Annotated in this window: 26 protein-coding genes; 13 read left to right on the top strand and 13 right to left on the bottom strand. The window is 57.1% G+C overall.

Features of this window, described 5'->3' with window-relative positions:
• Nucleotides 1-3 precede the first annotated feature (3 nt).
• Nucleotides 4-1218 carry a starvation-sensing protein RspA gene (gene rspA / locus B3B59_RS10070; RefSeq protein WP_040075792.1) on the bottom strand — a complete coding sequence of 405 codons (1215 nt, stop codon included), beginning with the start codon at nt 1216-1218 and terminating at the stop codon, nt 4-6.
• Nucleotides 1219-1328: 110 nt separating this feature from the next.
• Nucleotides 1329-1655 carry a YnfA family protein gene (locus B3B59_RS10065; protein WP_286808882.1) on the bottom strand — a complete coding sequence of 109 codons (327 nt, stop codon included), beginning with the start codon at nt 1653-1655 and terminating at the stop codon, nt 1329-1331.
• 149 nt (nt 1656-1804) lie between these two features.
• Here B3B59_RS10065 and B3B59_RS10060 point away from each other — a divergent pair, with 149 nt between their 5' ends.
• Nucleotides 1805-2134: a DUF1283 family protein gene (locus tag B3B59_RS10060; protein ID WP_046885567.1), complete on the top strand. Its 330-nt coding sequence runs from the start codon at nt 1805-1807 to the stop codon at nt 2132-2134.
• Nucleotides 2135-2173: 39 nt separating this feature from the next.
• Here B3B59_RS10060 and B3B59_RS10055 read toward each other — a convergent pair whose 3' ends face one another.
• Nucleotides 2174-2884 (bottom strand): YnfC family lipoprotein, encoded by a 711-nt coding sequence (locus B3B59_RS10055; RefSeq protein WP_414671903.1) that lies wholly within the window; start codon nt 2882-2884, stop codon nt 2174-2176.
• A gap of 104 nt (nt 2885-2988) precedes the next feature.
• On the opposite strand from B3B59_RS10055, the gene B3B59_RS10050 reads away from it, so the two are divergent.
• The 5 genes from B3B59_RS10050 (at nt 2989) to dmsD (ending at nt 8018) form a co-directional block, all read left to right on the top strand.
• Nucleotides 2989-3294: a DUF1161 domain-containing protein gene (locus B3B59_RS10050; protein WP_207293691.1), complete on the top strand. Its 306-nt coding sequence runs from the start codon at nt 2989-2991 to the stop codon at nt 3292-3294.
• A gap of 147 nt (nt 3295-3441) precedes the next feature.
• Nucleotides 3442-5880: a selenate/tellurate reductase subunit YnfE gene (ynfE, locus tag B3B59_RS10045; RefSeq protein ID WP_286808880.1), complete on the top strand. Its 2439-nt coding sequence runs from the start codon at nt 3442-3444 to the stop codon at nt 5878-5880.
• A gap of 10 nt (nt 5881-5890) precedes the next feature.
• A complete protein-coding gene (locus B3B59_RS10040; protein ID WP_040075798.1) occupies nt 5891-6508 on the top strand; it encodes a DMSO/selenate family reductase complex B subunit in 618 nt (205 codons plus the stop codon).
• Between the two features lies 1 nt (nt 6509).
• Nucleotides 6510-7361, top strand: a complete 852-nt coding sequence (locus tag B3B59_RS10035) for a dimethyl sulfoxide reductase anchor subunit family protein (protein ID WP_286808879.1) — start codon at nt 6510-6512, stop codon at nt 7359-7361.
• A 42-nt stretch (nt 7362-7403) separates the two neighbouring features.
• A complete protein-coding gene (gene dmsD, locus B3B59_RS10030; RefSeq protein ID WP_286808878.1) occupies nt 7404-8018 on the top strand; it encodes a Tat proofreading chaperone DmsD in 615 nt (204 codons plus the stop codon).
• Nucleotides 8019-8041: 23 nt separating this feature from the next.
• Here the strand turns inward: dmsD and B3B59_RS10025 are convergent, their stop codons facing one another.
• Genes B3B59_RS10025 through B3B59_RS09995 form a run of 7 tightly spaced genes read right to left on the bottom strand, consistent with a single transcriptional unit; the run spans nt 8042 to nt 14956 of the window.
• Complete coding sequence (locus tag B3B59_RS10025) at nt 8042-9139, bottom strand: fatty acid desaturase family protein (protein ID WP_286808877.1); 1098 nt, start codon at nt 9137-9139, stop codon at nt 8042-8044.
• Nucleotides 9126-10253, bottom strand: a complete 1128-nt coding sequence (locus tag B3B59_RS10020) for a sterol desaturase family protein (RefSeq protein WP_286808875.1) — start codon at nt 10251-10253, stop codon at nt 9126-9128. Before B3B59_RS10020 ends, B3B59_RS10025 begins: the two co-directional genes overlap by 14 nt.
• Nucleotides 10246-10863, bottom strand: a complete 618-nt coding sequence (locus tag B3B59_RS10015; RefSeq protein ID WP_286808874.1) for a phosphatase PAP2 family protein — start codon at nt 10861-10863, stop codon at nt 10246-10248. Before B3B59_RS10015 ends, B3B59_RS10020 begins: the two co-directional genes overlap by 8 nt.
• Nucleotides 10860-12146: a F390 synthetase-related protein gene (locus B3B59_RS10010; protein WP_286808873.1), complete on the bottom strand. Its 1287-nt coding sequence runs from the start codon at nt 12144-12146 to the stop codon at nt 10860-10862. Before B3B59_RS10010 ends, B3B59_RS10015 begins: the two co-directional genes overlap by 4 nt.
• A complete protein-coding gene (locus tag B3B59_RS10005; RefSeq protein WP_286808872.1) occupies nt 12143-12949 on the bottom strand; it encodes an MBL fold metallo-hydrolase in 807 nt (268 codons plus the stop codon). The genes B3B59_RS10010 and B3B59_RS10005 overlap by 4 nt, the downstream gene beginning before the upstream one ends.
• On the bottom strand, nt 12927-13943 hold the full coding sequence (locus B3B59_RS10000; RefSeq protein ID WP_046887264.1) for an NAD-dependent epimerase/dehydratase family protein: 1017 nt from the start codon (nt 13941-13943) through the stop codon (nt 12927-12929). Before B3B59_RS10000 ends, B3B59_RS10005 begins: the two co-directional genes overlap by 23 nt.
• Entirely contained in the window at nt 13940-14956 is a 1017-nt protein-coding gene (locus B3B59_RS09995; protein ID WP_253274084.1) for a 3-oxoacyl-[acyl-carrier-protein] synthase III C-terminal domain-containing protein, read from the bottom strand. The genes B3B59_RS10000 and B3B59_RS09995 overlap by 4 nt, the downstream gene beginning before the upstream one ends.
• Nucleotides 14957-15344: 388 nt before the next feature.
• Here B3B59_RS09995 and osmY point away from each other — a divergent pair, with 388 nt between their 5' ends.
• The 5 genes from osmY to clcB all read left to right on the top strand — a co-directional run bounded on the left by osmY (nt 15345) and on the right by clcB (nt 20171).
• Nucleotides 15345-16055 carry an osmoprotectant ABC transporter permease OsmY gene (gene osmY / locus B3B59_RS09990; protein WP_046887262.1) on the top strand — a complete coding sequence of 237 codons (711 nt, stop codon included), beginning with the start codon at nt 15345-15347 and terminating at the stop codon, nt 16053-16055.
• Nucleotides 16056-16076: 21 nt separating this feature from the next.
• The gene (locus B3B59_RS09985; protein ID WP_046887261.1) at nt 16077-16976 is read left to right on the top strand and encodes a glycine betaine ABC transporter substrate-binding protein; all 900 of its coding nucleotides are present in this window, start codon (nt 16077-16079) and stop codon (nt 16974-16976) included.
• 9 nt (nt 16977-16985) lie between these two features.
• Complete coding sequence (gene osmW / locus B3B59_RS09980; protein ID WP_040075814.1) at nt 16986-17633, top strand: osmoprotectant ABC transporter permease OsmW; 648 nt, start codon at nt 16986-16988, stop codon at nt 17631-17633.
• Nucleotides 17633-18781, top strand: coding sequence for an osmoprotectant ABC transporter ATP-binding protein OsmV (gene osmV / locus B3B59_RS09975; RefSeq protein ID WP_046887260.1), 1149 nt, complete (start codon nt 17633-17635; stop codon nt 18779-18781). The genes osmW and osmV overlap by 1 nt, the downstream gene beginning before the upstream one ends.
• Nucleotides 18782-18878: 97 nt before the next feature.
• Nucleotides 18879-20171 (top strand): voltage-gated ClC-type chloride channel ClcB, encoded by a 1293-nt coding sequence (clcB, locus tag B3B59_RS09970; RefSeq protein WP_286808871.1) that lies wholly within the window; start codon nt 18879-18881, stop codon nt 20169-20171.
• Here clcB and bioD read toward each other — a convergent pair.
• The 3 genes from bioD to B3B59_RS09955 form a co-directional block, all read right to left on the bottom strand.
• The gene (gene bioD, locus B3B59_RS09965; RefSeq protein ID WP_040075818.1) at nt 20124-20819 is read right to left on the bottom strand and encodes a dethiobiotin synthase; all 696 of its coding nucleotides are present in this window, start codon (nt 20817-20819) and stop codon (nt 20124-20126) included. The genes clcB and bioD overlap by 48 nt on opposite strands.
• Before the next feature lie 126 nt (nt 20820-20945).
• Entirely contained in the window at nt 20946-22166 is a 1221-nt protein-coding gene (mlc, locus tag B3B59_RS09960) for a sugar metabolism global transcriptional regulator Mlc (protein WP_040078502.1), read from the bottom strand.
• Between the two features lie 127 nt (nt 22167-22293).
• Entirely contained in the window at nt 22294-23193 is a 900-nt protein-coding gene (locus tag B3B59_RS09955; protein ID WP_286808870.1) for a LysR family transcriptional regulator, read from the bottom strand.
• A gap of 121 nt (nt 23194-23314) precedes the next feature.
• Here B3B59_RS09955 and B3B59_RS09950 point away from each other — a divergent pair, with 121 nt between their 5' ends.
• Complete coding sequence (locus tag B3B59_RS09950; RefSeq protein WP_286808869.1) at nt 23315-24568, top strand: MFS transporter; 1254 nt, start codon at nt 23315-23317, stop codon at nt 24566-24568.
• A gap of 73 nt (nt 24569-24641) precedes the next feature.
• Nucleotides 24642-26126 (top strand): carboxypeptidase M32, encoded by a 1485-nt coding sequence (locus B3B59_RS09945; protein WP_286808868.1) that lies wholly within the window; start codon nt 24642-24644, stop codon nt 26124-26126.
• Nucleotides 26127-26210 lie beyond the last annotated feature (84 nt).

The following is a 26210-nucleotide window of genomic DNA, read 5'->3' as shown; positions in this document are numbered from 1 at the left end:
CCTTTACCAGTTCCACAGGGTGCCATCTTCCAGACGGGCAACCGGCAGATAGGCGGGATCGTAGGGATATTTTGCGGCCAGTTTTTCATCAAACTCGATGCCGAGTCCGGGCTTGTCGCCTGGGTGCATGTAGCCGTTGTCGAAACGCCAGCTATGCGGGAAGACTTCCAGCATCTGTTCGGAATAGCCCATATACTCCTGTACGCCAAAGTTCGGCACCCACAGGTCAAAATGAAGAGCCGCCGCGTGGCAGATCGGCGACAGATCCGACGGCCCGTGCGAGCCGGTACGTACCTGGTAGAGCGAGGCGAAATCGGCGATACGACGCATGCCGGTGATCCCCCCCGCGTGGGTAATGGTAGTGCGGATATAGTCGATCAGCTGTTCTTCAATCAGCTGTTTGCAGTCCCAGATGCTATTAAAGACTTCGCCTACCGCAATCGGGGTTACGGTATGCTGACGAATTAAACGGAAGCACGCCTGGTTCTCTGCCGGCGTAGGATCTTCCATCCAGAACATGCGGAACGCCTCGATGCTCTTACCGAAACGCGCAGCTTCAATTGGCGTCAGACGGTGGTGCATGTCGTGCAGCAAATGCTCGTTAAAACCAAATTTATTCCGCACGGCATCGAACAGCTTCGGTGTGAAATCGAGATATTTTTCGGTTGACCAGAGCTGCTCTTCCGGCCAGTTGCCTTTGGTGGCAGGCTCGTAGGCCAGCCCTTTGCCCTTCGACATGCCGTAGGTGGTTTTCATACCCGGCACACCGCACTGCACACGAATCGCCTTAAAGCCCATCTCTTTGTGGCGGGCGTAATCTTCCAGCACATCATCAATGCTATGGCCGGTGGTGTGGCAGTAAACCATCACCCCTTCACGGGAGGCGCCGCCCAACAGCTGATAGAGCGGCATGTTTGCAGCTTTAGCCTTAATGTCCCACAGCGCCATATCCACGGCCGAAAGAGCAGACATAGTCACCGGGCCGCGACGCCAGTAAGCGCCTTTATAGAAGAACTGCCAGATATCCTCGATGCGATGCGCATCGCGGCCAATCAGTTGCGGACAGAGGTGATCTTTCAGGTAGGAGGCGACAGAAAGCTCGCGACCATTCAGGGTGGCATCGCCGAGCCCGACGATACCGTCGTCAGTGGTAATTTTCAGCGTGACAAAATTACGTCCCGGGCAGGTAACAAATACTTCAGCCCCAACAATCTTCATGTTCCGGTTCCTTACATCTTGCGTTGTGATGCAGGAAATTTATGCAATAAGCCTACTACCATACAAGTATTGCGATCAAAAAATCCTCACCGGATCACAAAAAGAGGCGCTCAGGGGCGCCCCCATCCTGCCACGATAATCAGCATGCCGCAGAGCGCTATCGCCGCGCCTGCCCAGTCATACGAGCTCAGTTTCATCCCATCCACGACCCGTAACCAGAGGAGAGCCGTACAGACATAGACACCACCGTAGGCGGCATAGACCCTGCCGCTGGCCGCCGGATGCAGAGTCAATAACCAGACAAACAGCGCCAGCGCTACCGCCGCAGGCAGCAACAGAAACACCGAACCACCCCGCTTCAGCCAGAGCCAGGGCAGGAAACAGCCCAAAATTTCACAAACTGCAGTGGCGAAAAAGAGTAAAGTTGTTTTAATCATATTTAACGTACTTTGAAGGGGGTTGAGTTATTATACCCAACTCTATAAGGAAGCGTTCCACACAGCTGATGTGGTTTTGCCCTCAAAATGGACTGTTGTAGAATCGACGGCGTCATTTTCGAATCTTCGCCGTTCGGGAGAAAATCACCATGAATACAATGAGTACACGTCTCGGATTGGTTGCCCTGCTGGCGGCGATGTTTATCGCTCCAGTCTCTGCCAATACCAGCAAGTTGATTATCGAATCCGGGGATAGCGCGCAAAGCCGTCAGAACGCTGCAATGGATAAAGAGCAGTGGAACGACACCCGCAGCCTGCGCCATAAAGTTAATACCCGCGCAGAGAAAGAGTGGGATAAAGAGGACGTGGCCTTTGATGCGCGCGATAAGTGCCAGCAAAGCGCGAACGTTAATGCCTACTGGGAACCCAATACCCTGCGCTGCCTTGACCGCCGCACCGGCCGCAGCCTGGCACCCTAATCGCCCTGCACTTCACCGCGCAGATCCCTGCGCGGTTTCTCAATAGTAATCAATTGTGTTTTTGATGGTGTATTTGTGTTCCTGCGCCGGTTTTACGCTCTGATCCACAATCAGGAGCTCGCAGGTCACGGGGTTGTCATGGCGATCGTAATCGCAACTCTGTTTAACGTTACCCAGCGTCTTGTCGTTCAGCATGCTGACGGCGGTATAATCCAGCCGCTTGCGAAGATCCGCAGTAGGTTTGGATGCCACCGACAGCCGTTGTTCCCCTGAAACGCTCGTCTTGCCCAACGGATATCCATCCACATCGTAACGATAGCTAACATCGTTCTCTTTCCCGTGCGCGCTGACAATAAACCCGGCGTCATTGGTCTCCCATGAAGTGCCTGAAGCAACCATCTCTGCCAGCTGACATTTACCCTGTAAACGCAACTTTTTCTGCATCGTCTGCGCGTCGAGGTAGTAGTTAGCATTAAGTACCAGCGCCACCCCCGAATTCGATTCGATGTCGTGGATCTCCAGGGTATCGAAACACCCTTCGGTGGATAACGAACCGCTGACCCGTTTCGCCACTTCCCCTTTCTCATTCATCAGAGTCTGACTGAACTCTTTTACCGGTCCGCGCAGGGGATCAAAGTCAAATTCATTAGAAAAGCTTGCCATTTCAGGCGTAAACGAAAGCGGTGCTGAGGCGTTATCACATCCCGCCAACAGTGTCGTCAGGGCTAAACTGGCTGCAATTTTCTTCACGTAACTCACCAAATCTGGAGATAATTCTCAATCATATTAGCAAATACAGACGTTTACACTAAGCCTGCTAAAATTAACCTGATGCCAAACTAAAGGAGGCGGTTATGAAACAGTTACCTTTGATTACTGCACTGCTGCTGGCTGGCGTGGCTCCGGCTGCCCTGGCGGCACCCGATTCCTGCGAACGGGTTAAAAGCGATATACAGCAGCGAATTATCAATAATGGCGTACCCGAGTCGGGTTTTACCCTCAACATTGTGCCGAACGACCAAAGCGATCAACCCGATACTCAGGTTGTTGGTCACTGTGCTAATGACAGTTATAAAATTCTCTATACCCGCACCAGCAGCGGCAATTACCCGGTAAGCGGTGCCGCCACGCAAGACAATGCTCCCACCGAGCCCCAGTAACTTTCCCCCGCCCTGGCGGGGGAAATGCCCTCTTCATTGATAAGGATTAATATTTTCTACCTCTAAACAGGTAACACTCCCTTCGTCATTAGCCTGGTAATCATCAGGCATGAAATTGTTTGCACAACAATAACGATGGAGTGAGCTATGTCCGATCATCAGCACTGGGGGGCGATCAGTCGCCGAAGCCTCGTCAAATCCACCGCTATCGGTTCCCTCGCTCTTGCAGCGGGCGGGATTTCCTTGCCTTTTGGGTTACGTAGCGCGGCTGCGGCAGTTCAGCAAGCCACGCAGCCTGCAGAAGATAAAGTCGTCTGGGGCGCCTGTTCTGTTAACTGTGGCAGCCGCTGCGCGCTGCGTCTGCACGTTCGCGATGACGAAGTGTGGCGGGTCGAAACCGATAACACCGGCGAAGATATCTACGGCAATCACCAGGTTCGCGCCTGCCTGCGCGGCCGCTCTATCCGCCGGCGTATGAATCACCCGGATCGCCTTAACTATCCGATGAAACGGGTGGGCAAACGCGGCGAAGGAAAATTTGAACGTATCAGCTGGGATGAAGCCCTGAACCTGCTGACCGACAGCCTGAAAAAGGTGGTAAGCCAGTACGGTAACGAAGCGGTCTACATCAACTACTCCTCTGGCATCGTTGGCGGCAACGTGACCCGTTCGTCCCCGTATGCCTCGCTGGTGGCACGCCTGATGAACTGTTACGGCGGCTTCCTCAGCCATTATGGTACTTACAGTACCGCACAGATAGCCTGTGCCATGCCCTACACCTACGGCAGCAACGAGGGTAACAGCACCTCCGACATCGAGAACAGCCAACTGGTCGTCATGTTTGGCAACAACCCGGCGGAGACGCGCATGAGCGGCGGGGGTATTACCTACTACCTCGAACAGGCGCGGGAGCGCTCAAACGCCCGAATGATCGTCATCGATCCGCGCTATACCGACACCGCGGCCGGACGTGAAGATGAATGGATACCCATCCGTCCCGGCACCGACGCCGCACTGGTGAGCGCCCTGGCCTGGGTATTGATTACCGAAAATCGGGTTGATCAAGCCTTTCTTGATACCTACTGCGTGGGATACGACGAAAAAACCCTGCCAGATGGTGCCCCGGCCAACGGGCATTACAAAGCCTGGATTCTGGGGGACGGCGAGGACGGTCTCGCCAAAACACCTGAATGGGCGGCCAAAATTACCGGTATTCCTGCCGAACGTATTGTGAAGCTGGCGCGCGAAATCGGCAGCGCTAAACCGGCCTATATCAGCCAGGGGTGGGGTCCACAGCGTCATGCCAACGGCGAGCTGAGTGCGCGCGCCATCGCAATGCTGCCAATCCTTACCGGCAACGTCGGCACCCATGGTGGCAACAGTGGCGCGCGGGAATCTACCTATACCATCACTATCGAGCGCATGCCGGTGCTGGAAAATCCGGTCAAAACGCAAATCTCCTGTTTTAGCTGGACGGATGCCATCGCCCGCGGACCGGAAATGACCGCTACCCGCGATGGCGTACGCGGTAAAGAGAAGCTGGATGTCCCCATCAAATTTATCTGGAACTATGCCGGAAACTGCATCACTAACCAGCACTCGGATATCAACAAAACCCACGCCATTCTGCAGGACGAGAGTCAATGCGAGATGATTGTGGTGATCGACAACTTTATGACCTCCTCGGCGAAGTACGCCGACCTGCTGCTGCCCGATTTAATGACCGTAGAGCAGGAAGATATCATCCCTAACGACTACGCCGGGAATATGGGATATCTCATCTTCCTGCAACCGGCGACCTCGCCCAAATTTGAGCGCAAACCTATCTACTGGATAATGAGTGAGGTGGCTAAACGTCTCGGCAAGGATGTCTACGATAAATTTACAGAGGGGCGCACGCAGTCAGAATGGCTGCAATACCTTTATGCGAAGATGGTGGCCCGGGATCCGCTTTTACCCGCTTATGATGAGCTGAAGAAAATGGGCATCTATAAGCGACGCGATCCTGCCGGGCACTTTGTGGCGTACAAGAAATTCCGCGAAGACCCTCTTAACAACCCGCTGAAAACGCCCTCCGGCAAAATTGAAATCTACTCCAGCAAGCTTGCAGATATCGCCCATCGCTGGGAGCTTGCGCCAGACGAGACCATCAGCCCCCTGCCCATCTATGCTCACACCTTTGAAGGCTGGGATGATCCGGCGCGTGACCGCTATCCGCTTCAGCTTTTTGGTTTCCACTTCAAGGGACGCACCCACTCAACCTACGGCAACATCGACGTGCTGGAGGCCGCCTGTCGCCAGGAGGTGTGGATCAATCCGCTCGATGCCGCGTCGCGTGGGATTAAAAACGGCGATCTGGTCCGGGTGTTTAACGGCCGCGGCGAACTGCGTATTGCCGCAAAAGTCACGCCGCGCATCATGCCCGGCGTCAGCGCGATGGGCCAGGGCGCCTGGCATAACGCCGACATGAATGGCGATCGCGTCGATCACGGTGCCTGCGTTAACACCCTCACCACGCATCGCCCCTCACCGCTGGCGAAGGGGAACCCTCAGCACACCAACCTGGTGCAAATTGAGAAGGCATAAGGAGTAGTCGATGACCACCCAGTATGGATTTTATATTGACTCCAGCCGCTGCACCGGGTGCAAAACCTGCGAGCTGGCCTGTAAAGATTACAAAGATCTGACCCCGGACGTGAGCTTCCGCCGCATTTATGAATACGCAGGGGGCGACTGGCAGGAGGATAACGGTGTCTGGCAGCAGAACGTCTTTGCCTACTATCTGTCGATTGCCTGTAACCACTGCGAAGACCCGGCCTGCACCAAAGTCTGCCCGAGCGGCGCCATGCACAAGCGGGAAGACGGCTTTGTGGTGGTTAACGAAGAAGTCTGCATTGGCTGCCGCTATTGCCATATGGCCTGCCCGTACGGCGCGCCACAGTACAACGCAGCCAAAGGCCACATGACCAAATGCGATGGCTGTTACGATCGCGTGGCAGAGGGCAAAAAGCCGGTCTGCGTGGAGTCCTGCCCGCTGCGTGCACTGGACTTCGGCCCGATCGACGAGCTGCGGCAGAAACACGGCAAGCTGGCAGCCGTTGCGCCGCTGCCGTCGGCGCACTTTACGAAACCAAGTATTGTCATTAAACCCAATGCCAACAGCCGACCAACGGGTGATACCACCGGCTATCTGGCCAATCCGAAGGAGGTGTGAGATGGGAAGCGGATGGCATGAATGGCCTCTGGTCATTTTTACGGTATTTGGGCAGTGTGCCGTGGGGGCAATACTGGTGATGGGTTTTGTCCTGATGCGGGAAAGCGAGGGTCCGGCACGGGAGCGGATCCTGCGCATGATGTTCTTCGTCTGGCTGGTGATGGGGGCGGGCTTTATTGCCTCGGTGCTGCATCTGGGCTCGCCGCTGCGGGCCTTTAACTCCCTGAACCGCATCGGGGACTCTGCCCTCAGTAACGAAATCGCCAGTGGTTCGCTCTTCTTTGCCGTAGGCGGCCTCGGCTGGTTGCTGGCGATGTTGAAGAAACTGCCGGATGCGCTCTACACCGCCTGGCTGGTGATCACCCAAATTCTGGGGATCGGTTTTGTCTGGGCAATGACCCGCGTCTATCAGATCGATACCGTCCCCACCTGGCATAATGGATATACCACCCTGGGCTTCTTCCTGACGGTGCTGTTGGGCGGCCCGATTTTTGCTGCGCTGTTATTGCAGGCGGCAAAAGTGAAGGTCCATAGCCAGGCGGCGGCATTAAGCGTCCTGGCGCTGCTGGTCGCTGTGGCAGTGGTGGTGCTGCAAAGCAACATGCTCGCCACTGTTCACAGCTCCGTGCAGCAGGCCAGTACCCTGCTACCGGAGTATGGTTCGCTGCAGGTGTGGCGTATCATACTGCTTGCTGCCGGGCTGGGATGCTGGCTGTGCCCACTGCTGCGACGCCAGTCGCCGAAAACCTGGGGGCTTGCTGCGGGGCTTGTTCTGGTCGTCGTGGGTGAGTTAATCGGCCGTGGCCTTTTTTATGGTCTGCATATGACAACCGGCGTGGCTATCGCCGGATAAACCGGCGCGGGTTTGCCCCGCGCCACTGCAAGGGATGTTGGCATGAATTCTGTTTTACATCGCGAATCTTTCGCTTTTAGCGCCCGGGTTCTGGGCGCCCTGTTCTGGTACGCACCGGATAGCGCCGAGGCGGCACCGCTGGTAACGGCCCTCTCCACAACGGACTGGGCCGCCGACTGGCCTCTTTCATCGGAACAGCTGCAACCTGTGGTTGAGATCCTGCAAGCGCCGGCCGATGAACCGTTACCTGAAGCCTGGCAGCGGCTCTTTATCGGCCCCTATGCGCTACCTGCTCCGCCATGGGGTTCGGTTTGGCTGGATCGTGAATCGGTGCTATTTGGTGACTCGACGCTCGCGCTGCGCCAGTGGATGCGTGATAACGCCATAACCGTTGAGGCTCAGCAAAATGAGCCCGAAGATCATTTCGGTACCCTGTTGATGCTCGCCGCCTGGCTAAGTGAAAACGGGCGTGACGATGCCCGCGATGCGCTACTGGCAGAACATCTGCTGCCCTGGAGTCAGCGTTTTCTCTCCGTGCTGGAACAGGAGGCAAAGCATCCATTCTATTGCGCGCTCGCCCAACTGGCCCGCCTGACGCTGGAGTCGTGGCGAACGGCGCTGCCCGTCCCGGTCGCGAAAAAGCCGCTCTATCGTTGATAAACCTGCCCTTCGGGGCAGGTTTACGCCTCTGGCTTTTCACCCATCCGTGTTAAAAATCGCTGCTGGAGCTTCAGCAGGTCGCGCAGCGACAGGCGCTGGTAATCCAGCCCTTCTTCACGCGCTATGGCCTCAATCACCTGACTTAAATCGTGATAATGACGATGATTCCAGTGCGGAAAGAGATGATGGGTCAGATGAAGATTCAGCCCGCCCAGCCAGTAGCCCAGCCATGCCGGACGGGTAGACCAGTCAAAGGTGGTAGTGAAGACATGGGCCAGCCTGCCCTCACTCATCTTGCCGTTTTCAGGAGGTAACTGCGCATGGCCTTTCGCCCAGTGGGTACCGATGACCAGCATCACGAAGAAGAGCGACGAGGTCATCTGGCTCGCCAGATAGACACCCGCTACTGTTCCGGTGCTAAAACTGTCTGCCATCACCCAGCAAGGTAACAGCAGCGAGAACGCGATGTGTGCCCCCTTACCGCAGAGAAAAACCCACCAGCCGTCGAATCCACGCTTCTCGAGGTGGGGAGTGACCGGCGTCAGCCCGCCTCTGTCGAGCCAGTCCATCACCCAGATATACCAGGGAAAGGTCAATGCGGCCACCAGCGGCCAGTAGTAGCGCTGCGCCTGCATTATGGGCCGCCAGCGCTGCCAGGGGCTCTGGCGCAGCAGACCGTTTTCGGCGGTATCAGGATCGTAGCATTCGATATGGGTATAACTGTGGTGAAAACGTACGTGACGCACCCGCCAGCAGTCCGGATCCATGCCCAGCGGTACCGTGATGAGCCGGTTTAGCCACCGGTTCGCCCTCCTGCCGCGCAGAAAGGCATTGTGGGAGGCGTCATGCATAACATTCACCGCCAGTAACATTGCGCAGACTATCATCAGCAGATACCAGACAAAAAAGGGCAACAGGTGCTGCTGGATTAGCGCCACGCCATAACAGAGCAGACACAGCGCCAGCAGAGCTAGCGCTTTACCGACAGTGCGCGCATCGGCGTAGCGGTGATCATTATTTTTTGCCAATAACGCCCGTGACTCACGCTGTAACGCCCTAACCAGGCGTGGATCGTCTGCAGGAAAACGAATCGATTTTTGCGGATTAAACAGGTTCACGCTGTGCCTCGTTCACCCTGCGCCCTTGACCCGCCAACAGCGCAATGGCGTGCACAACGAGCCCGGCCATCACCCCCAGCCAGTAAGGCTGGCGCCAGTCCCAGATGCCGATAAACAGCAGCGGCAACCCCAGCGTCACCAGCAGCCAGAGCACCACTCCCCACCGCTGCCCATCGCTGATCCCGCCCAGCGCGATAGACCCTGCGGCCAGTAATAAAAACAGCGCGGTCTGCTGCGTGGTGACCCGCTCAATGTCGTAGCCGTAAAGCTGGATATAACCCAGCACCAGGCCAAACAGTAAGAGCGCGCCGGCGATCACGATCGTAGCTGAGGCGTTAAACCGCCGGGGCGGTTGAGCACGCGTTTTTCGCACCCCAAGCATGCGCAGGAAAGGCACATTGCTCTCTCGCAAAGGATTAGAGGAAGGACGTTCACCCTGCACACCGTAACCGGGCTCGACGGGTGGCGTGACGTGACAAAAAGTACCAAATAACTTGTCCCAAAAGATAAAGGTACCGCCGTAATTGGAATCGGCAAAGCGGCGCGCCTTGTAATGGTGTACCCGATGATGTGACGGTGTAACAAACAGATATTCTAGCCAACCCAACTTTGGTGTTAAGGCATTGTGGTTAAAGAACTGCACGCTGTAATGCAGCACGGAGACGACTAAAATAACGCTTAACGGGACGCCGAGCACCGCTAACACCAGAAAGAACGGGATCCCCGTTAATGAGGAGTACCATGAGTTCCTCACCCCCAGTGAAAGATTGAAATGCTCGCCCTGATGGTGCACCACATGTACCGCCCAAAGAGGGCGCAGCGTGTGGTGAAGGCGATGGAGCCAATAAAAACCAAAATCCCACGCCAGAAGGGTGAACAACCACAGCCAGACCGGTGATACGCCATCAAAAAGGTGCAGACTGAAGCGGCTGAAGACCAGCCCGTAACAGAGCACCTCGGTGCATCTAAACAACCACAGGACGATATGCCCGGAGTTGATGTTAAAGACAACGTCGTGCCAGTCGATTTTTTGTCGCCCGGTCAGGTGTAAAATGCCCGCTTCGCCAAACACCAGAACCAGCATAACAATAATCGGAACCAGTAAATCACTCATTAATACGCTCCCTGTGTAATGTCCGACGCCTCTCCAGGCGTAACGCCAGCCAGCCGCATCCCCAGGCCAGCATGCCGCCGCCCAGCAGATCGATAAACAGATGCCTGCGCAGCTGCAGGATCGAATATCCAATGGCAAGCGCCCAGACCAGGCTTGCCACCGTCAATACGCCCTGCCGTCTGGCGGCAATAGCCCAGACGGAAAGCAGGGTTAACGCCGCATGCAGCGATGGAAAACAGTTTTGTGGTGAATCGACGCTAATAAGCCAGGTCAGAAGTTGCGACGCGCTGCCGTCGGAAGAATAAGTGGGATAATGAAGCGTGGTCGGCCAGAGCAGGTAAATCACGCCTGCACCCAGCGCCGACAGCTGCATGGCGCATGTCAGCCAGCGCAAGCGATCGCGCGGAACCAGCAAATACCCAAGCGGCACCAGCAGGAAAAACGACAAATAGAGCCAGATTGCCGAGGGCGAGAAAGGAATACTGGAATCGATAGCCATCGGTGTCAGATGATATCCCTTCCCCTGCAGACGATCGCTGAGTGCGTAGGCCACCCCCACCGCCCCCCAGCCGAGAAGCATGTGCCACAGACGGGGTTTTATCGCATTCATGCTTCCCCCTGGCGACGGACGATACGCCGTCTTTTATGGGCAAAGTGCGCCGGTAACGGCCGGGAAATTAAGGACCAGTCCAGCGACGCGGGGGCGATCCCCTGGCGGGTGAAGAGCTCGCTGAGAGCCGAGCGACACTGCTCAAGGATCGCCTTGTCGCAATCCGCTATTAATGTCAGGCTCGCCGCTCCGTTCTGCTCCAGACGGTAGTCCGCCGTCAGAGGCAATGTCTGGGCCAGCACGCGGCTACAGGCATCAGCAAACACCACCTGTGGCTTACCCGCCCGATCGGGAAGTTGCAGTTGATCGTCCCGGCGCCCTTCGATGCGCTCGATGGCGCGGGCGGCGTTGCCGCAGGGGCATGGTGTCGTGCGCGCAACCAGCACATCGTCAAGCCGATAGCGCACAATGGGCTGAGTGGTGCGCGTAAAATCGGTAATCAACGGAATAAAGCGGCGATCGTCCAGCCACTGGGGCTCAATATGCACAAACTCTTCATTAAGATGCAGCGTGCCATGAGCACAGGTTGACGCCAGAAAACCTTCCGTTGCCTGATAGATTTCCCCCACTGAACCAAAAGTCTGTTTGAGCAAGGCTTTGTCCTGTTCGTCCAGCACCTCTGCTACCGAGATGACCTTTTTCACCGATAAGCTCAGCTCGCCGGCCTGTACCGCCAGCGCCAGGGCGCGCAGCACCTGCGCCGGGGCAACGATCAGGGTCGGAGATTGTTGTGCAAGACGGGAAAGCCCGGCAGAAAACGGTGCCAGTAGATCGTAAAACTCGAGGCTCAGCCAGCGGTTATTGACGCTCTGATAGAGGTTGTTATCCGCACGCAAAAAAAGCGCCACGCGCTCGCCGGCGAACAGGCCATCCGGCAACGCTTTCGCCAGTACCCCGGCGGCCCAGACCTGCTGCTCATACGGGCTGACCACAAACAACCCGCGTCGCCCGGAGGTCCCCGACGAGAGCCCCACGCTATAGCGCCCTGTCGTTGGACGAAAATCCCGACTCTGCTCGCTATGCAGCGCACAGGCCATCAGCGCGTCGCGCTTCAGCCCGGCGGTGTTCATTTCATCGAACTTTTCCATCATCAGCGCCTTATCCATGGTGGGCCACTGGCTGAGCGGTAACCTGAGATAACGGCGAAACCATGGGCTTCGGGACAGCACCCGTTTTTTAAACCTTTCCAGGCGCCGGGTCTGCCACGCTTCCAGCGCCTCGCGGTCGGTAAAACGCAGATGGCGGGTGCGATAATAGCGCCATAGCAGCCGAAGCGGGATCATAAGTCTCCCTCATGGCAAAGACGGATATCCACCTGCCCTTGTTGCCAGAGCTGGTTGAGATTTTCCAGCGTGCGATAAAACGCCGCCGGGTCAGACATTACCAGGTTCGCCAGACGCGACGGCCCTTTCAGCTCCCGGTAACTGGTGGGAGACCAGGCGGCATCTGCCGCCAGTAGGGTCCATCCCGCATCGGTAAGCACAAAGGCGCCAAAATGCCCTGCGGCATGGCCTGGCAACGGCACCAGCAGAATTTCGTCATTGCTACCGGGCAATAGATACCCACGATCAAAGGGCATCAGCGCCGCAGGTAACGCCACGCATTCGAAGCGTTCAAAAAAAGTGAGTGACGATTCAAACTCAGCGGGAAATAGCCCGGGGACAAAGGCCTGCCGCAGCGCGGCAAAGCCACGCAAATGTCTCACCTGCTGCCAGCCTTCCCCCGAGCAGAGGCAGGCTACGCCAGGAAAATCGCGTAACCCGGCAACATGGTCGGCGTGGAAATGCGACAGAATAATGCCGTCGATATCCCCGCCGGTGATGCCGCGCGCGAGCAGCTGTTGGGCCAGCGACGCCTGCGGGTCAAAGTAGACGGGCGTCATCTGGCGATAAATGCGAAAAACGCCTTCGCGGGTATATTGCTCAAACCACGAGGCATAACCCGTATCCCATAGCCATCGCTTGCCCCCTGCCTCCAGCAGCCACGCGCGGGAAGGAAATTTGCAAACGCGAAAGCCGGCGCCTTTCAGCGCCATGCAGCCAATATGGGTACAGTAGCCCACTTCAAAGGCGGTAATCGTTGCCATGCGTTCTTAGCCACTCCCCGGTACGTGCGATGCCATCATCCATTGTAAACACCGGGTGATACCCCAGTTCATCAATGGCCCTTTGTTGACTTAAGGTCATATCGAAACAGACCGTGCCCGCACTATAGCGGGTAATGCGTGGTTCCTTGCCGCTGCAATGGCCCACTAGCTCCATACCGCGAGCCACCAGCGACATTAGCGGCCAGGGCAGCGCCTGGATGCGATAGTTCAGGCCAAGCTGCTGGTGCAGCAGCGCGTTGAGCATCGTTTTAAGCTGCTGCGGCTGATGGTTAGTGATGTTATAGACGCTGCCGGAGCGCAGCCCGGCCTCGCCGGTGGCGAGGGTCATGGCGTGCACCACGTTTTCGACATAGGTCAGATCGAGAAGCGCCTCTCCGCCGCGTGGCAAGCGCAGCACGCCGCCGTCGCGGTGCAGTTGCTGCAATAGCCGCGGTACGATCACCCTGTCGTGAGGGCCGAACAGGCCGCGCGGGCGCAGAAGCACAAAGGTGGTGGCCGGGAAGCGCGCAACCGCAGCCTGAATCCGCTCTTCAGCGGCGTATTTGCTGCTGGCGTAATGGCTGGAAAAATGGCGCGCCCGGTCACTCTCTTGTACATCGTAGCGATGCTGAAAGTCGAAATAGATGGCTGGAGTCGAAATATGAATAAAGCGGGGGATTTCCAGCTCCCCAGCGGCCTGCGCCAGGCGGCGGGTGGACTCGACATTGGCCTGCCAGAAGGCGGCGCGCCCGCCCCAGGGCGACGATTTCGCGGCACAGTGCCATACTGCGTCGCAGCCGTTCATCAACTGGCGGCACTCCGCCTCGCTGGCAGTCGTTAACTCGAGCGGAATAAAGTGCGCCCCCGCCTGCATTAAAGCGTTGCCTTCCGACCGATTGCGACCGGTGGCGACCACCTGATGCCCTTGCGCCAGTAATTGCGAAACCGCATTGCGACCCAGTCCGCTGGTCGCGCCTGTGACCAGGATTTTCATGGGATCAGCACCATTCCTGCAAGGGTCAACCCCGCTGCCGTCCCAATCAGCATGACGGGTTTACCCGGCTGGAAACGCCCGGAGATGACCGCTTCATGTAACGCAGTCGGAATTGAGGCCGCCACCTGATTACCGTAGTAGCGATAGATGTCGACCAGTACCGCTTCCGGCACCTTGAGGCGCTTACGCATATGCTCAAGCGAAAGATGGCTGGCCTGATGGGGTACCACGGTAGCAATCTCATCAAGGGCAATACCGCTTTTTTGCAGCAAACGTGCAAAATAGTCCTCAATCAGCGATGCGGCGAAGCGGAACAGGCGTTTGCCCTGCATGTGGAACAGGAAATCGCTATCGGTCATGCCCGTGCGCGGGTTACGTCGCGTGCCACCGGCGCGGATTTCACACAGCTCGCTGCCATCAGGATACATTTCAATCAGACTGGCGACGATACCGCTGGCCCCGTCTCCTCGTTCAACGATAGCGCAGGCCGCGCCGTCGCCAAAGATCAGCGAAGACTCTTCATGCGCCCAGTCGATACCCCGCGAAGCGATATCCGCCGAGACAATAGCAATACGCCGATAAGCGCCGCTATTGAGCAGGCCGGCCGCCACTTCCAGTGCAGAGATGAAGCTCACGCAGCTGCTGTTAATGTCAAATCCGGCTACGCCTGCGGGCATATTCGCCGCCTGCAAAATATGGATCGCGCTGCAGGGTAGCGCCTGAACGGCAATGGCCGAGGCGCAAATCAGCAGGTCGATGGACGAGGGGGCGAGCGACGCCGAGGCCAGTGCGTTATGCAGCGCCTCTGCCGCCAGAGCCGCCTGGCTGGCCTCTGCCGTGGCATGATAGCGCCAGAGAATATTTGAGCGTCGCTCAACATAGCCTTCGGGCTTACCGAGCTGGCGGTCCAGCGTTGCGGATACGATTTTTTCTCCCGGTAACGCAATGCCCGTGGCAATAATTTTTAGCGCTGTCGTGGGTGCGCCAGTCACCCCTGTTTTTCCCTGCAACACACTCACTTCCCTCTGCAGAATTTGTGATAGTTCTTTTTATGCTGGCTCAGGTCACCACGTAAGAGACGCTGAACGGTAACGCGAAGAGTACAGGCGAACAGACCAGGCTGCCAGACCCGCGTTTTCAGGGTTGACAGCCGCCACCATAGTGACGTTGTCACTTGTAGCATCGCGGTTTAAGACTATTCTGCTCGGCCCTGTGCCATACGTTATGCCATAAGGCGTAACACCCTGTTTTCCCTCTAAACCTTGCGCAACACTTTTTGTCATTAACTGGCACCTTTGCCGGCTCGTTGCTATAGCTGAAAAAGACCCTGCCGGAACATGGCATAACAACAGGCGACCAACAGGTTGCTATAACGCATGCACAACAGGGAGACACACCGCAATGCACGCATCGTTTTTCACACGCGCACTGTTATTTATCGCCGCCATCGCCGTGGTACTCGGGCTGCTTACCTGGGGAATTGGCCTTGAGACGATAAAAGCGCGCCAGGTTGACCTGATCTATCTCGGCCAGCAGCATCTCATCCTGGTCTTTTCCTCCATGTTTTTTGCTTTGTTGATTGGCATTCCCAGCGGTATTGCCCTCAGCCGTCCCGCCGCACGCGGTATTGCCGAATATGTAATGCAGATCTTTAACGTCGGTAATACATTGCCACCGCTGGCCGTACTGGCGCTGGCGATGGTGGTGATTGGCATCGGTGACACTCCGGCCATCATCGCCCTTTTCCTTGCTTCGCTGCTGCCCATTGTGCGTAACACCTACGCCGGGCTCTGTTCAGTTCCCTCTTCCTTACTGGAGGCGGCAAATGGCATCGGCATGACCAAATGGCAACGCCTGTGTCAGGTCGAGCTGCCCAATGCCTGGCCGGTAATCTTATCGGGGATCCGCATCGCAACCGCCATTAACGTGGGCACCGCGCCACTGGCGTTTCTGATCGGGGCCAGCAGCTATGGCGAGCTGATCTTCCCGGGCATCTACCTGAACGACTTCCCGACGCTGATTCTGGGTGCTGCCGCCACGGCGCTGTTTGCCCTGATTCTGGATACGTTGCTGGCCGTGCTGGGCCGTCTTCTGAGCCCGCACACCGCCTGATAATTATAATAAGGAGCCACCATGACACTCTTTTCCCGCCTGGCAGGGCTGTGTGCTGCCACGCTCTTAGTCGCGCAAGCGCAGGCCGCGCCACTGATTCTGGCGACCAAAAGCTTCACCGAGCAACATATCCTCTCCGCCATGACCGTGCAGTATCTGCAAAAAAAAGGCTTTGAGGTTCAGCCAAAGACCAACATCGCGACGGTGATCTCCCGTAATGCCATGATCAACAAGCAGATTGACATGACCTGGGAGTACACAGGCACCTCGCTGATTATCTTTAACCATATCAATAAGCGCATGTCGCCCGAAGAGTCTTACGAGACGGTAAAACGCCTGGATGCGAAGCACGGTCTGGTGTGGCTTAAACCGGCCGATATGAACAATACCTACGCCTTCGCCATGCAGCGCAAGCGGGCCGAAGCGGAGCACATTAATACCATGTCGGAGATGGTGGAAAGAATTGAAAAAATCCGTAAAACCGATCCGGACAATAACTGGCTGCTGGGGTTGGATCTGGAGTTTTCCGGGCGCAGCGATGGCATGAAACCTCTGCAGGCTGCCTACCAGCTGGAGCTTGACCGCCCACAGATCCGCCAGATGGATCCGGGTCTGGTCTATAACGCCATTCGTGACGGTTTCGTCGATGCCGGCCTGATCTACACCACCGATGGTCGGGTAAAAGGCTTCGACCTGAAGGTGCTGGAAGATGACAAAGGCTTCTTCCCCAGCTATGCGGTTACGCCGGTGGTGCGCCAGGATACGCTGAAAGCGAACCCGGGACTGGAGGAGGCGCTGAACACGCTCTCTGACCAGTTAAATAATGAGGTGATCACCGAGCTGAATAAAAAAGTGGATATCGATCATCAGTCACCCCAGCAGGTCGCTCGCGACTTCCTGCGAAGCAAAAATCTGCTGTAAGGAGGAGAGATGGAGACGATTCACTACATCATAGACAACTGGGGTTATCTGATGACCCTCACCTTCCAGCACCTGTGGCTGGTCGCGCTGGCGGTAGGGCTGGCGATAATCATCGGCGTTCCACTCGGGATTCTGATTGTCCGCCATAAATGGCTGGCCACGCCGATACTTGGCCTGACCACCATCCTGCTGACCATACCGTCGATTGCGCTGTTCGGGCTGATGATTCCGCTCTTTTCGCTGATCGGTCATGGCATTGGCGCCCTGCCTGCCATCACCGCCGTGTTTCTCTACTCACTGCTGCCCATTGTACGTAACACCCATACCGCCCTCGACAGCCTTCCGTCCGGTCTGCAGGAGGCGGGGCGCGGTATCGGCATGACCTTCTGGCAGCGCCTGCGCTGGGTTGAGATCCCGATGGCACTGCCGGTCATCTTTGGCGGCATTCGTACCGCCGTAGTGATGAATATCGGGGTGATGGCAATCGCCGCCGTGATTGGCGCGGGCGGTCTGGGGCTGCTGTTACTGAACGGCATCGGCGGCAGTGATATCCGTATGCTGATTGCCGGCGCCGTAATGATTTGTCTGTTAGCCATTGTGCTGGACTGGCTGCTGCACCGTTTGCAGCGCGTTCTGACTCCAAAGGGGATTCGATAATGATAAAACTGGAAAACCTCACCAAACAATTTGCCCAGAAAAATGGTCAGGGCGTGAAAGCGGTAGATAACGTTAATCTGAACGTGCCCGAGGGCGAAATGTGTGTGCTGCTGGGCCCTTCCGGCTGCGGTAAAACCACTACGCTGAAGATGATCAACCGCTTGATTGCCCCCAGCAGCGGCAAAATTTTGATTAACGGTGAAGATACCACCGGCATGGATACCGTAACCCTGCGTCGTAGCATCGGGTATGTGATTCAGCAGATCGGTCTTTTCCCGAATATGACCATCGAAGAGAACATCACCGTGGTCCCCCGCATGCTGGGCTGGGACAAGAAACGTTGTAAAGAACGCGCCACAGAGTTGATGGACATGGTGGCGATGGATCCGCACAAGTTCCTGAACCGCTATCCGCGCGAAATGTCCGGCGGTCAGCAGCAGCGTATCGGCGTGATTCGCGCCCTGGCGGCGGATCCGCCGGTACTGTTGATGGATGAGCCCTTCGGCGCCGTCGACCCCATCAACCGCGAAGTGATTCAGAATCAGTTCCTGGAGATGCAGCGTAAGCTGAAAAAGACGGTGATGCTGGTGAGCCACGACATCGACGAAGCGCTCAAGCTGGGGGATCGTATTGCCGTCTTCCGCCAGGGGCGTATTGTACAGTGCGCCAGCCCTGACGAGCTGTTGGCAAAACCGGCGAACGACTTTGTCGGCTCTTTTGTCGGCCAGGACCGCACCCTGAAGCGTCTGCTGCTGGTATCAGCGGGTGATGTCACCGACCAACAGCCGACCCTTACCGTGCGCCCAGATACGGCTTTAATGGAAGCCTTCGCGCTCATGGACGATAACGATATTCGCGCCGTCACCGTGGTCGATGGTCAGGGCAAGCCGCTTGGATTTGTTAAGCGTCGGGAAGCCCGAAATGCTACGGGGGCCTGTGGCGATATTATCCATCCGTTCCGCATCACCGGCAAAGCCGAGGACAACCTGCGCGTTGTGCTGTCGCGCCTTTACGAGAGCAATACCAGCTGGATGCCCATCGTCGATGAAGAGGGACGCTATAACGGCGAAATATCCCAGGACTATATTGCCGAATACCTCAGCTCCGGTCGTACCCGCCGGGCGCTGAATATTCATAGCGACACTTAATCCCATCCGGCCCGGCTTCTGTCGGGCCGAATACGGCTTTCCTGACCGTCGATTTTCCCTCACAATTACCCCACTCTACCTTTTCTATTGCCGAGCTATGCAGCGTCTTCATGCTTATCGCGATATCCGGGCGATGTTTCGTCGGTTACTGATTGCCACCCTGACGGGCGTGCTGGCGGCACTGGCCGTGGCCGTCTTTCGCCATGCGATGTACCTGCTCGAAGTGGCATTTTTAAGTAATGACAGCGGTAGTCTGGTGAACGCGGCCGCCAGTCTGGCCCCCTGGCGGCGCGCCATCACCCCGGCGCTCGGGGGACTGGCGGCGGGTCTGCTGCTGTGGGGCTGGCAACGCTATACGCGCCAGCGCCCGCATGCCCCCACCGACTATATGGAGGCGATTGAAACCGGTGACGGGCAGTTCGATTATCCCGGCAGTCTGGTGAAATCCCTCGCCTCGTTGCTGGTGGTGGCGAGCGGCAGCGCCATTGGCCGCGAAGGGGCAATGATCCTGCTGGCGGCGCTGGCGGCCTCGTGGTTTGCCAGGCGCTTTACCCCACAGCGCGAGTGGAAACTGTGGATAGCCTGCGGTGCGGCAGCCGGTATGGCCAGCGCTTATCATGCTCCACTGGCAGGCAGTTTATTTATCGCCGAAATCCTGTTTGGCACCCTGATGCTCGCCTCGCTCGGCCCGGTGGTGGTTGCCGCTGTGGTGGCGCTGCTGACCACTCAGCTTCTCAGCCCGGGCGTGACGCAGCTGTATCAGGTGCACCTGAGCGGCTTACCCGACGGCGTCGATTATGCGCTGATGATCGCCATGGGGCTGCTGGCAGGGCTTGGCGGCCCCCTCTTAATGTGGTTGATGGACCAAAGCCACGCCCTCTTCGTGCGGCTAAAGCTCTCTCCCCCGCTGCAGCTGGCGCTGGGCGGATTGATTGTCGGGTTACTGTCGCTGTTAACGCCCCGGGTCTGGGGCAACGGCTATAGCGTGGTTCAGGCGGATCTGCTAGCCCCGCCGCTGCTTGCGGTCGTAGGCGGCGTGTTGATCTGCAAATTGCTGGCGGTATTAGCCAGTAGCGGTTCAGGCGCCCCCGGTGGAGTATTTACACCGACGCTGTTTATCGGTATGGCGCTGGGAATGGTCTTCGCCCGGATAGCCGGCGTAGCGATCCCCCAGCCGGAGATGGCGATATTGTTGGGGTTAACGGGGATGGCCACGCTGCTGGCGGCCACCACCCATGCGCCGATTATGGCGACGTTGATGGTCTGTGAAATGACCGGGCAGTATGCGCTGCTGCCCGGCTTACTGATTGCCTGCGTGCTGGCGTCGGTACTGTCGCGAACCTTACGCCAGAACGCGATCTACGGCCAGCGCGCGGCCGAACATGGTTAGATCGATATACTGCGACAGCTCTCGCTGCTCTGCCCGCGGCAGGTAAGGCAACTCGCCCACCAGAGGGCCCGGCAGTTTTTTGCTCAGCACCTCGATGATTTCGGCGTAGTGGGCCAGCCCCGGATTGATGCGGTTCGCCACCCAGCCCACCAGCGGCAGACCGTCGTTGGCGATGGCCTGGGCGGTAAGAAGGGCATGGTTAATGCAGCCCTCCTGAATACCCACCACCATCAGTACCGGCAATTGCTCCTGGACTACCCATTCAGAGAGCGGACGCAGGTCGTTCATCAGACTCCGCCAGCCACCGGTGCCTTCAACCACCACGTGATCGACCTTGTCACTTAAGTTCGCCAGGCCGTTCGACAGCAAGGTGTAATCGACACGCCCGCTGTGCGCTACGCTGCTCTCATCTTCGCTGAGGGCAATAGGGTTAATCGCCTCATAGGGCAGCGCCAGGGAAGAGACGCTTTGCAGCACCAGCGCGTCTTTATTACGCAATCCTTCTGGCGTCTCTTTACTGCCTTTTGCGACTGGCTTGTATCCTGCCACGCACTTACCGCTCGCAGCCAGGGCCTGCAGTAAGGCGCGGGAGACCACTGTTTTGCCGACAGAGGTATCCGTACCCGTAACAAAGAAACGCTTAAGCATCACTTACTCCACCGTTATGCCGTGAAAATATAAACCAACGAAATAATTCAGTGGAGGAAGTCTAAGGTATGCGTGATATCACCGGCTTGAGATAGCGCAATATTTGGTAACTCTATCGGAAATCAATTAACCCTGGAGTAAGCGAATCAGTAAGGAGCCGTTATACATCGCATCTTTGACCAGCGCCGCTCCGGCCATGGTGCCCTGATTGGTGAACTGGGTGCTTTCAACGGCAATGTGTTTGCTGTAGGCGGGCAAGGATTGCTGGCGGATGCAGTCGGCAATAGCCGGGAAGAGGACATCGTGCGCCTGGCTCAGGGGAGAGCCAATCAGAATTTTTTGCGGGTTGAACAGGTTAACCATAATGGCGAGAATGCGCCCAACGTTATTACCCACCCCGGTAATAATATCTTTCGCCAGCAAATCGCCCTGCTGCGCGGCGGCACAGAGCGACTCGACGGTGAGTGGCTGGCCGTGCAACATTGAGCTCATTGACTGGCTCAGGCGCAGTTGGGCCAGCTCCATAATACTTTCGATACTGGCGATGGTCTCCAGGCAGCCGTGGTTACCGCAATAACAGCGTTTACCATAGGGATCGACCTGAGTATGACCAATCTCGACCAGGCTGCTGCTGCCCGCATGCAGGAGACGACCATCGGTAATGACGCCGGCGCCGACGTTATGATCGATGACCACCTGAATAACGTCCCGCGCCCCGCGCGATGCACCAAACAGGGCTTCGGCCATGGTCCAGGCGCTGATATCATGCTGGATGTACACCGGCACGCCGGTATGCTTCTCCAGCACTTCGCCCAGGGCCATCTCTTTCACATCCTCGTAAAAAGGCATGCGGTGGACCACGCCGTTTTCGGTATCAATAATGCCTGGCAGCGTGATAGCGATAGCGGTCAGGCGTTCCAGTTTTTGCTGATGATTGATAAAGAACTGATCGATAAGCGCAGTAATGCGCTGCAGCAGCGGCTGCGCCGCCGTGAGAGGTAACGGCAAGCGGTCTTCTACCACTAACTTACTGCTGAGATCCCGCAGGGCGAGCATAATCTCACCGCGGCTGATACGCAGCGACAGGTAGTGCCAGGCTTCGGTTTCTACCACCAGCCCCACTGCCGGACGACCACGGCTGCCCGGCTCCTGAATCTCAGTCTCTTGCACCAGGTGGGCTTCGAGCATTTCGCGGACAATTTTTGTAATACTGGCGGGGGCCAGTTGAGCAAGACGGGAGAGGTCAATACGCGAAACCGGACCAAGCTGATCAATCAGGCGATATACTGCTCCTGCATTGGTCTGTTTGATCTGATCAATATGCCCAGGCTGACTATCAGCAACCACCACGTACTCCCTTATTTTCGCGCTTCGAAATAAACTTTCGGCTATGGTGAAACACTTCACCGTCGGTCGTCAAATATTTACGTAGCCTTGTGATTAACAGCACGTTTTTAACCCTATTTTGGCGATTTTAGCGCCCCGGCGCGGCAGTAATCAGCTGCGTTTTGAAACGCTGTGCCGCTGCGCTCAGTTCGTGGTGCCTGGGCCAGACCAGCCACATTTCGGAAACGGCATCCGGTTCGGCAAGGGGGACCCAGCGCATTTCGTTGAGTTGCACCCGCTTAAACGAGGCGGGCAGAATAGATACCCCCAGCCCGGCCGCCACCAGCCCAATAATCGTCATCGCTTCACCCACCTCCTGGGCCATCACTGGCGCCAGCCCATAACGGCGCATTATCCCGAGAATATCGTCATAAAGCCCGGTGCCCACATGTGGATCAAAAAAGACAAACGGCTCTCGCGCCAGCTCGGCCAGCGTCACCGTCGGCTTTGCCGCTAACGGATGATCTTTGGGGATCATCGCCATCAGGGGTTCTCGCAGAATAGGTTGCCAGGCCAGGCTTTCCGGGAGTTGGGTGTTGCGCATTAACCCCAGATCCAGCGACCCTTCGTTCAGGGGAGCGATCTGCTCACGGGTGTTAATCTCTCGCGTCTGAATATGCACGTCGGGATAGTGACGGCGAAACGATGACAACGTCGTCGAGACGGCCGTGATAAAGGGGGCGGAAGAGGTAAAACCGATGCGCAACTCTCCGGTTTCACCCAGGTGAAGCCGTGCCGCACGGGCGGCGGCCTCGTCTACGGTACCGAGGATCTGGCGGCTGTCGGCAAGAAACTGTTTACCCGCCGCCGTAAGCGCAACGCTTCGGTTGGTTCGCGCCAGCAGACGCGCCCCGACCTGCTGCTCGAGTATTTGAATTTGTTGACTCAGCGGGGGTTGCGAGATGTTGAGCCTGGCCGCCGCGCGGCCAAAGTGCAGCTCTTCAGCTACGGCAATAAAGTAGCGAAAATGTCGCAGTTCAATATTCATATATTTAAAGTATCATTTGAGATTATTAATATATTAGACAGAATATTTACAATTTCCTACCCTGATCCTTGTGGGCATACCCATTACCCGTCGTCACGGAAACCTAAACCAAGGAAACAGAGTGAGCCGTACAACTACCGCCGATATCGCGCCGGCAAGCGACATCGACGTCAAACCCGCCCGACCGCTGCCGGTACAATTCATTAAGCGCGGTACGCCGCAATTTATGCGCGTCACCCTCGCGCTCTTTTCCGCCGGACTGGCGACCTTTGCCCTGCTCTACTGCGTACAGCCGATATTGCCGGTACTCTCCAGCGAGTTTGGCGTTTCACCAGCCAGCAGCAGTATCTCCCTTTCGATTTCCACCGGCATGCTGGCTATTGGACTGCTCTTTACCGGCCCGCTCTCCGATGCCATAGGGCGTAAACCGGTGATGGTTACCGCCCTGCTGTTGGCTTCGATCTGTACCCTGCTATCGACTTTGATGACCAGCTGGCACGGTATTTTGCTGATGCGCGCGCTGATAGGCTTATCGCTGAGCGGCGTAGCGGCAGTAGGGATGACCTATCTTAGCGAGGAGATCCACCCCAGTTTTGTTGCATTTTCGATGGGGCTCTATATCAGCGGAAACTCGATTGGCGGCATGAGCGGACGCCTGCTAAGCGGCGTGTTTACCGACTTCTTTAGCTGGCGGATTGCGCTGGCGGCCATTGGCTGTTTTGCGCTGGCCGCAGCGCTGATGTTCTGGCGTATATTGCCGGCATCACGCCATTTTCGCCCCACTTCACTGCGTCCGAAAACGCTGTTTATCAACTTTCGCCTCCACTGGCGGGATAAAGGGCTCCCGCGCCTGTTCCTGATGGGCTTTTTGCTGATGGGCGCCTTTGTGACCCTCTTTAACTATATCGGTTACCGGTTGATGCTCTCCCCCTGGCATCTGAGCCAGGCGCTGGTGGGCCTGCTGTCGGTGGCTTACCTGACCGGCACCTGGAGTTCGCCGAAAGCGGGCGCCATGACGGCCCGCTATGGCCGCGGCCCGGTCATGGTGGCCTCGACGGGGATAATGTTAAGCGGACTTCTGCTGACACTGTTCTCTCCACTGTGGGTGATTTTTGCCGGGATGCTGCTCTTCTCGGCGGGCTTCTTTGCTGCCCATTCGGTGGCCAGTAGCTGGATTGGCCCCCGTGCGCGCCGCGCAAAAGGCCAGGCCTCTTCTCTCTACCTTTTCAGCTACTATCTCGGATCCAGTCTTGCCGGGACGCTGGGGGGCGTGTTCTGGCACCACTACGGCTGGAACGGCGTGGGGGCTTTTATCGCGCTGATGCTCTGTGCCGCGCTGTTGGTGGGGGCCAGCCTGCATAAACGGCTGCATTAACAAAACCCGGCCTCGTGTTTACGCCAGCCTGATGCTAACGTGGGGCATTGGCTTGTTCAGACACGAGGTCTTAATGGAAAACAATAACTACCAACAACTCACCCGCACTTTCCAGCGTCTCTCCCGCTTCTCTCACCTCTCCTCCATCGCCAACTGGGACATGTTTACCATGATGCCGCCAGGCGGGAGTGCGGCACGTGGCGAAGCCCTGGCAGAGCTGAGCGTGTTGCAACACCAGATCCTCACCGATAAAAAAGTGGGCGAATGGCTGGATGCGGCTCAGAGTGAGAATTTGAACGACGTCGAACAGGCCAACCTGCGAGAAATGCAGCGACATTATCAACAGGCGTCTCTCCTGCCTGAAGCCCTGGTCGAAGCGAAATCGCTGGCGGGCAGCAAATGTGAACATGCCTGGCGTACCCAGCGCCCTGCAAATGACTGGCAAGGCTTTTCGGCCAACCTGAAAGAGGTGGTCAAACTCAGTCGTGAAGAGGCCCGCCTGCGCGCGGAGGCGAAAGGCTGCACCCCGTACGATGCGCTGCTGGATATTTTCGAACCGGACATGACCAGCGCCCGGCTGGATGTACTCTTTGCTGATCTGAAATCCTGGCTGCCGCAACTGCTGGCGCAGGTTGTCGAAAAGCAGGCCCAGCAGTCGTTCGTGCCGCCTCAGGGGCCGTTCCCGATTGCCACTCAGCGTGAGCTGGGGCTTGAGACGATGACGATGCTCGGCTTTGATTTTAACGGCGGACGCCTGGACGTGAGCGCGCACCCCTTCTGCGGCGGCGTACCGGAAGATGTGCGAATCACGACCCGCTACGACGAAGAAGATCTGCTCAGCGCCCTGTTTGGCGTGGTGCATGAAACCGGCCACGCGCGTTACGAGCAGAACCTGCCGCGCACCTGGCAAGGTCAGCCGGTTGCGCTGGCGCGCTCGACGGCCATTCATGAATCTCAAAGCCTGTTTTTTGAGATGCAGCTCGGGCGCAGCAACGCCTTTCTGAAAAAGCTGCTTCCTGCCGTTCATCAACGTTTCGGCAGCCAGGCGGCGTTTTCTGAAGAGAACTTTATCGCCTGGAACCAGCGCGTTAAGCCGGGGTATATCCGCGTAGATGCGGACGAAGTGAGCTACCCGGCACACGTGGTTCTGCGCTACGAAATCGAGCGTGCGCTGATTAACGGCGATATCGAAGTGGACGATATTCCAGCCCTGTGGGATGAAAAAATGCAAGCCTGGCTCGGATTATCGACGAAAGATAACTACCGTAACGGCTGTATGCAGGATATTCACTGGACCGACGGTGGTTTTGGCTACTTCCCGTCTTATACGCTGGGCGCGATGTATGCCGCACAGCTCTTCCATGCGGCCAGAAACGCGCTGCCGGGACTGGACAGCGCCATCGCCGAAGGCGATTTCAGCGCCCTGTTCGACTGGCTACGCCAGAATATTTGGCAGCACGGGAGTCGCTTCAGCACCTCGCAGCTCATTCAGCAGGCCACCGGCGAAGATCTGAATAGTGCGTACTTCCGCCAGCACCTCACCTCACGTTACCTCTGACCTCTCGCGCCGGGCGCTCCGCCCGGCGATTTCCCGCTTGCTATTTTTGACTGCGCCAGTTTAAATACTGGATATAAAAACAGT

This window comes from Leclercia sp. UBA2479 (assembly GCF_002341985.1).
GTDB lineage: Bacteria > Pseudomonadota > Gammaproteobacteria > Enterobacterales > Enterobacteriaceae > Enterobacter > Enterobacter pneumoniae.
The sequence above is the reverse complement of the archived record's forward strand: the minus strand, read 5'-3'. Positions and strand labels throughout refer to the sequence as shown.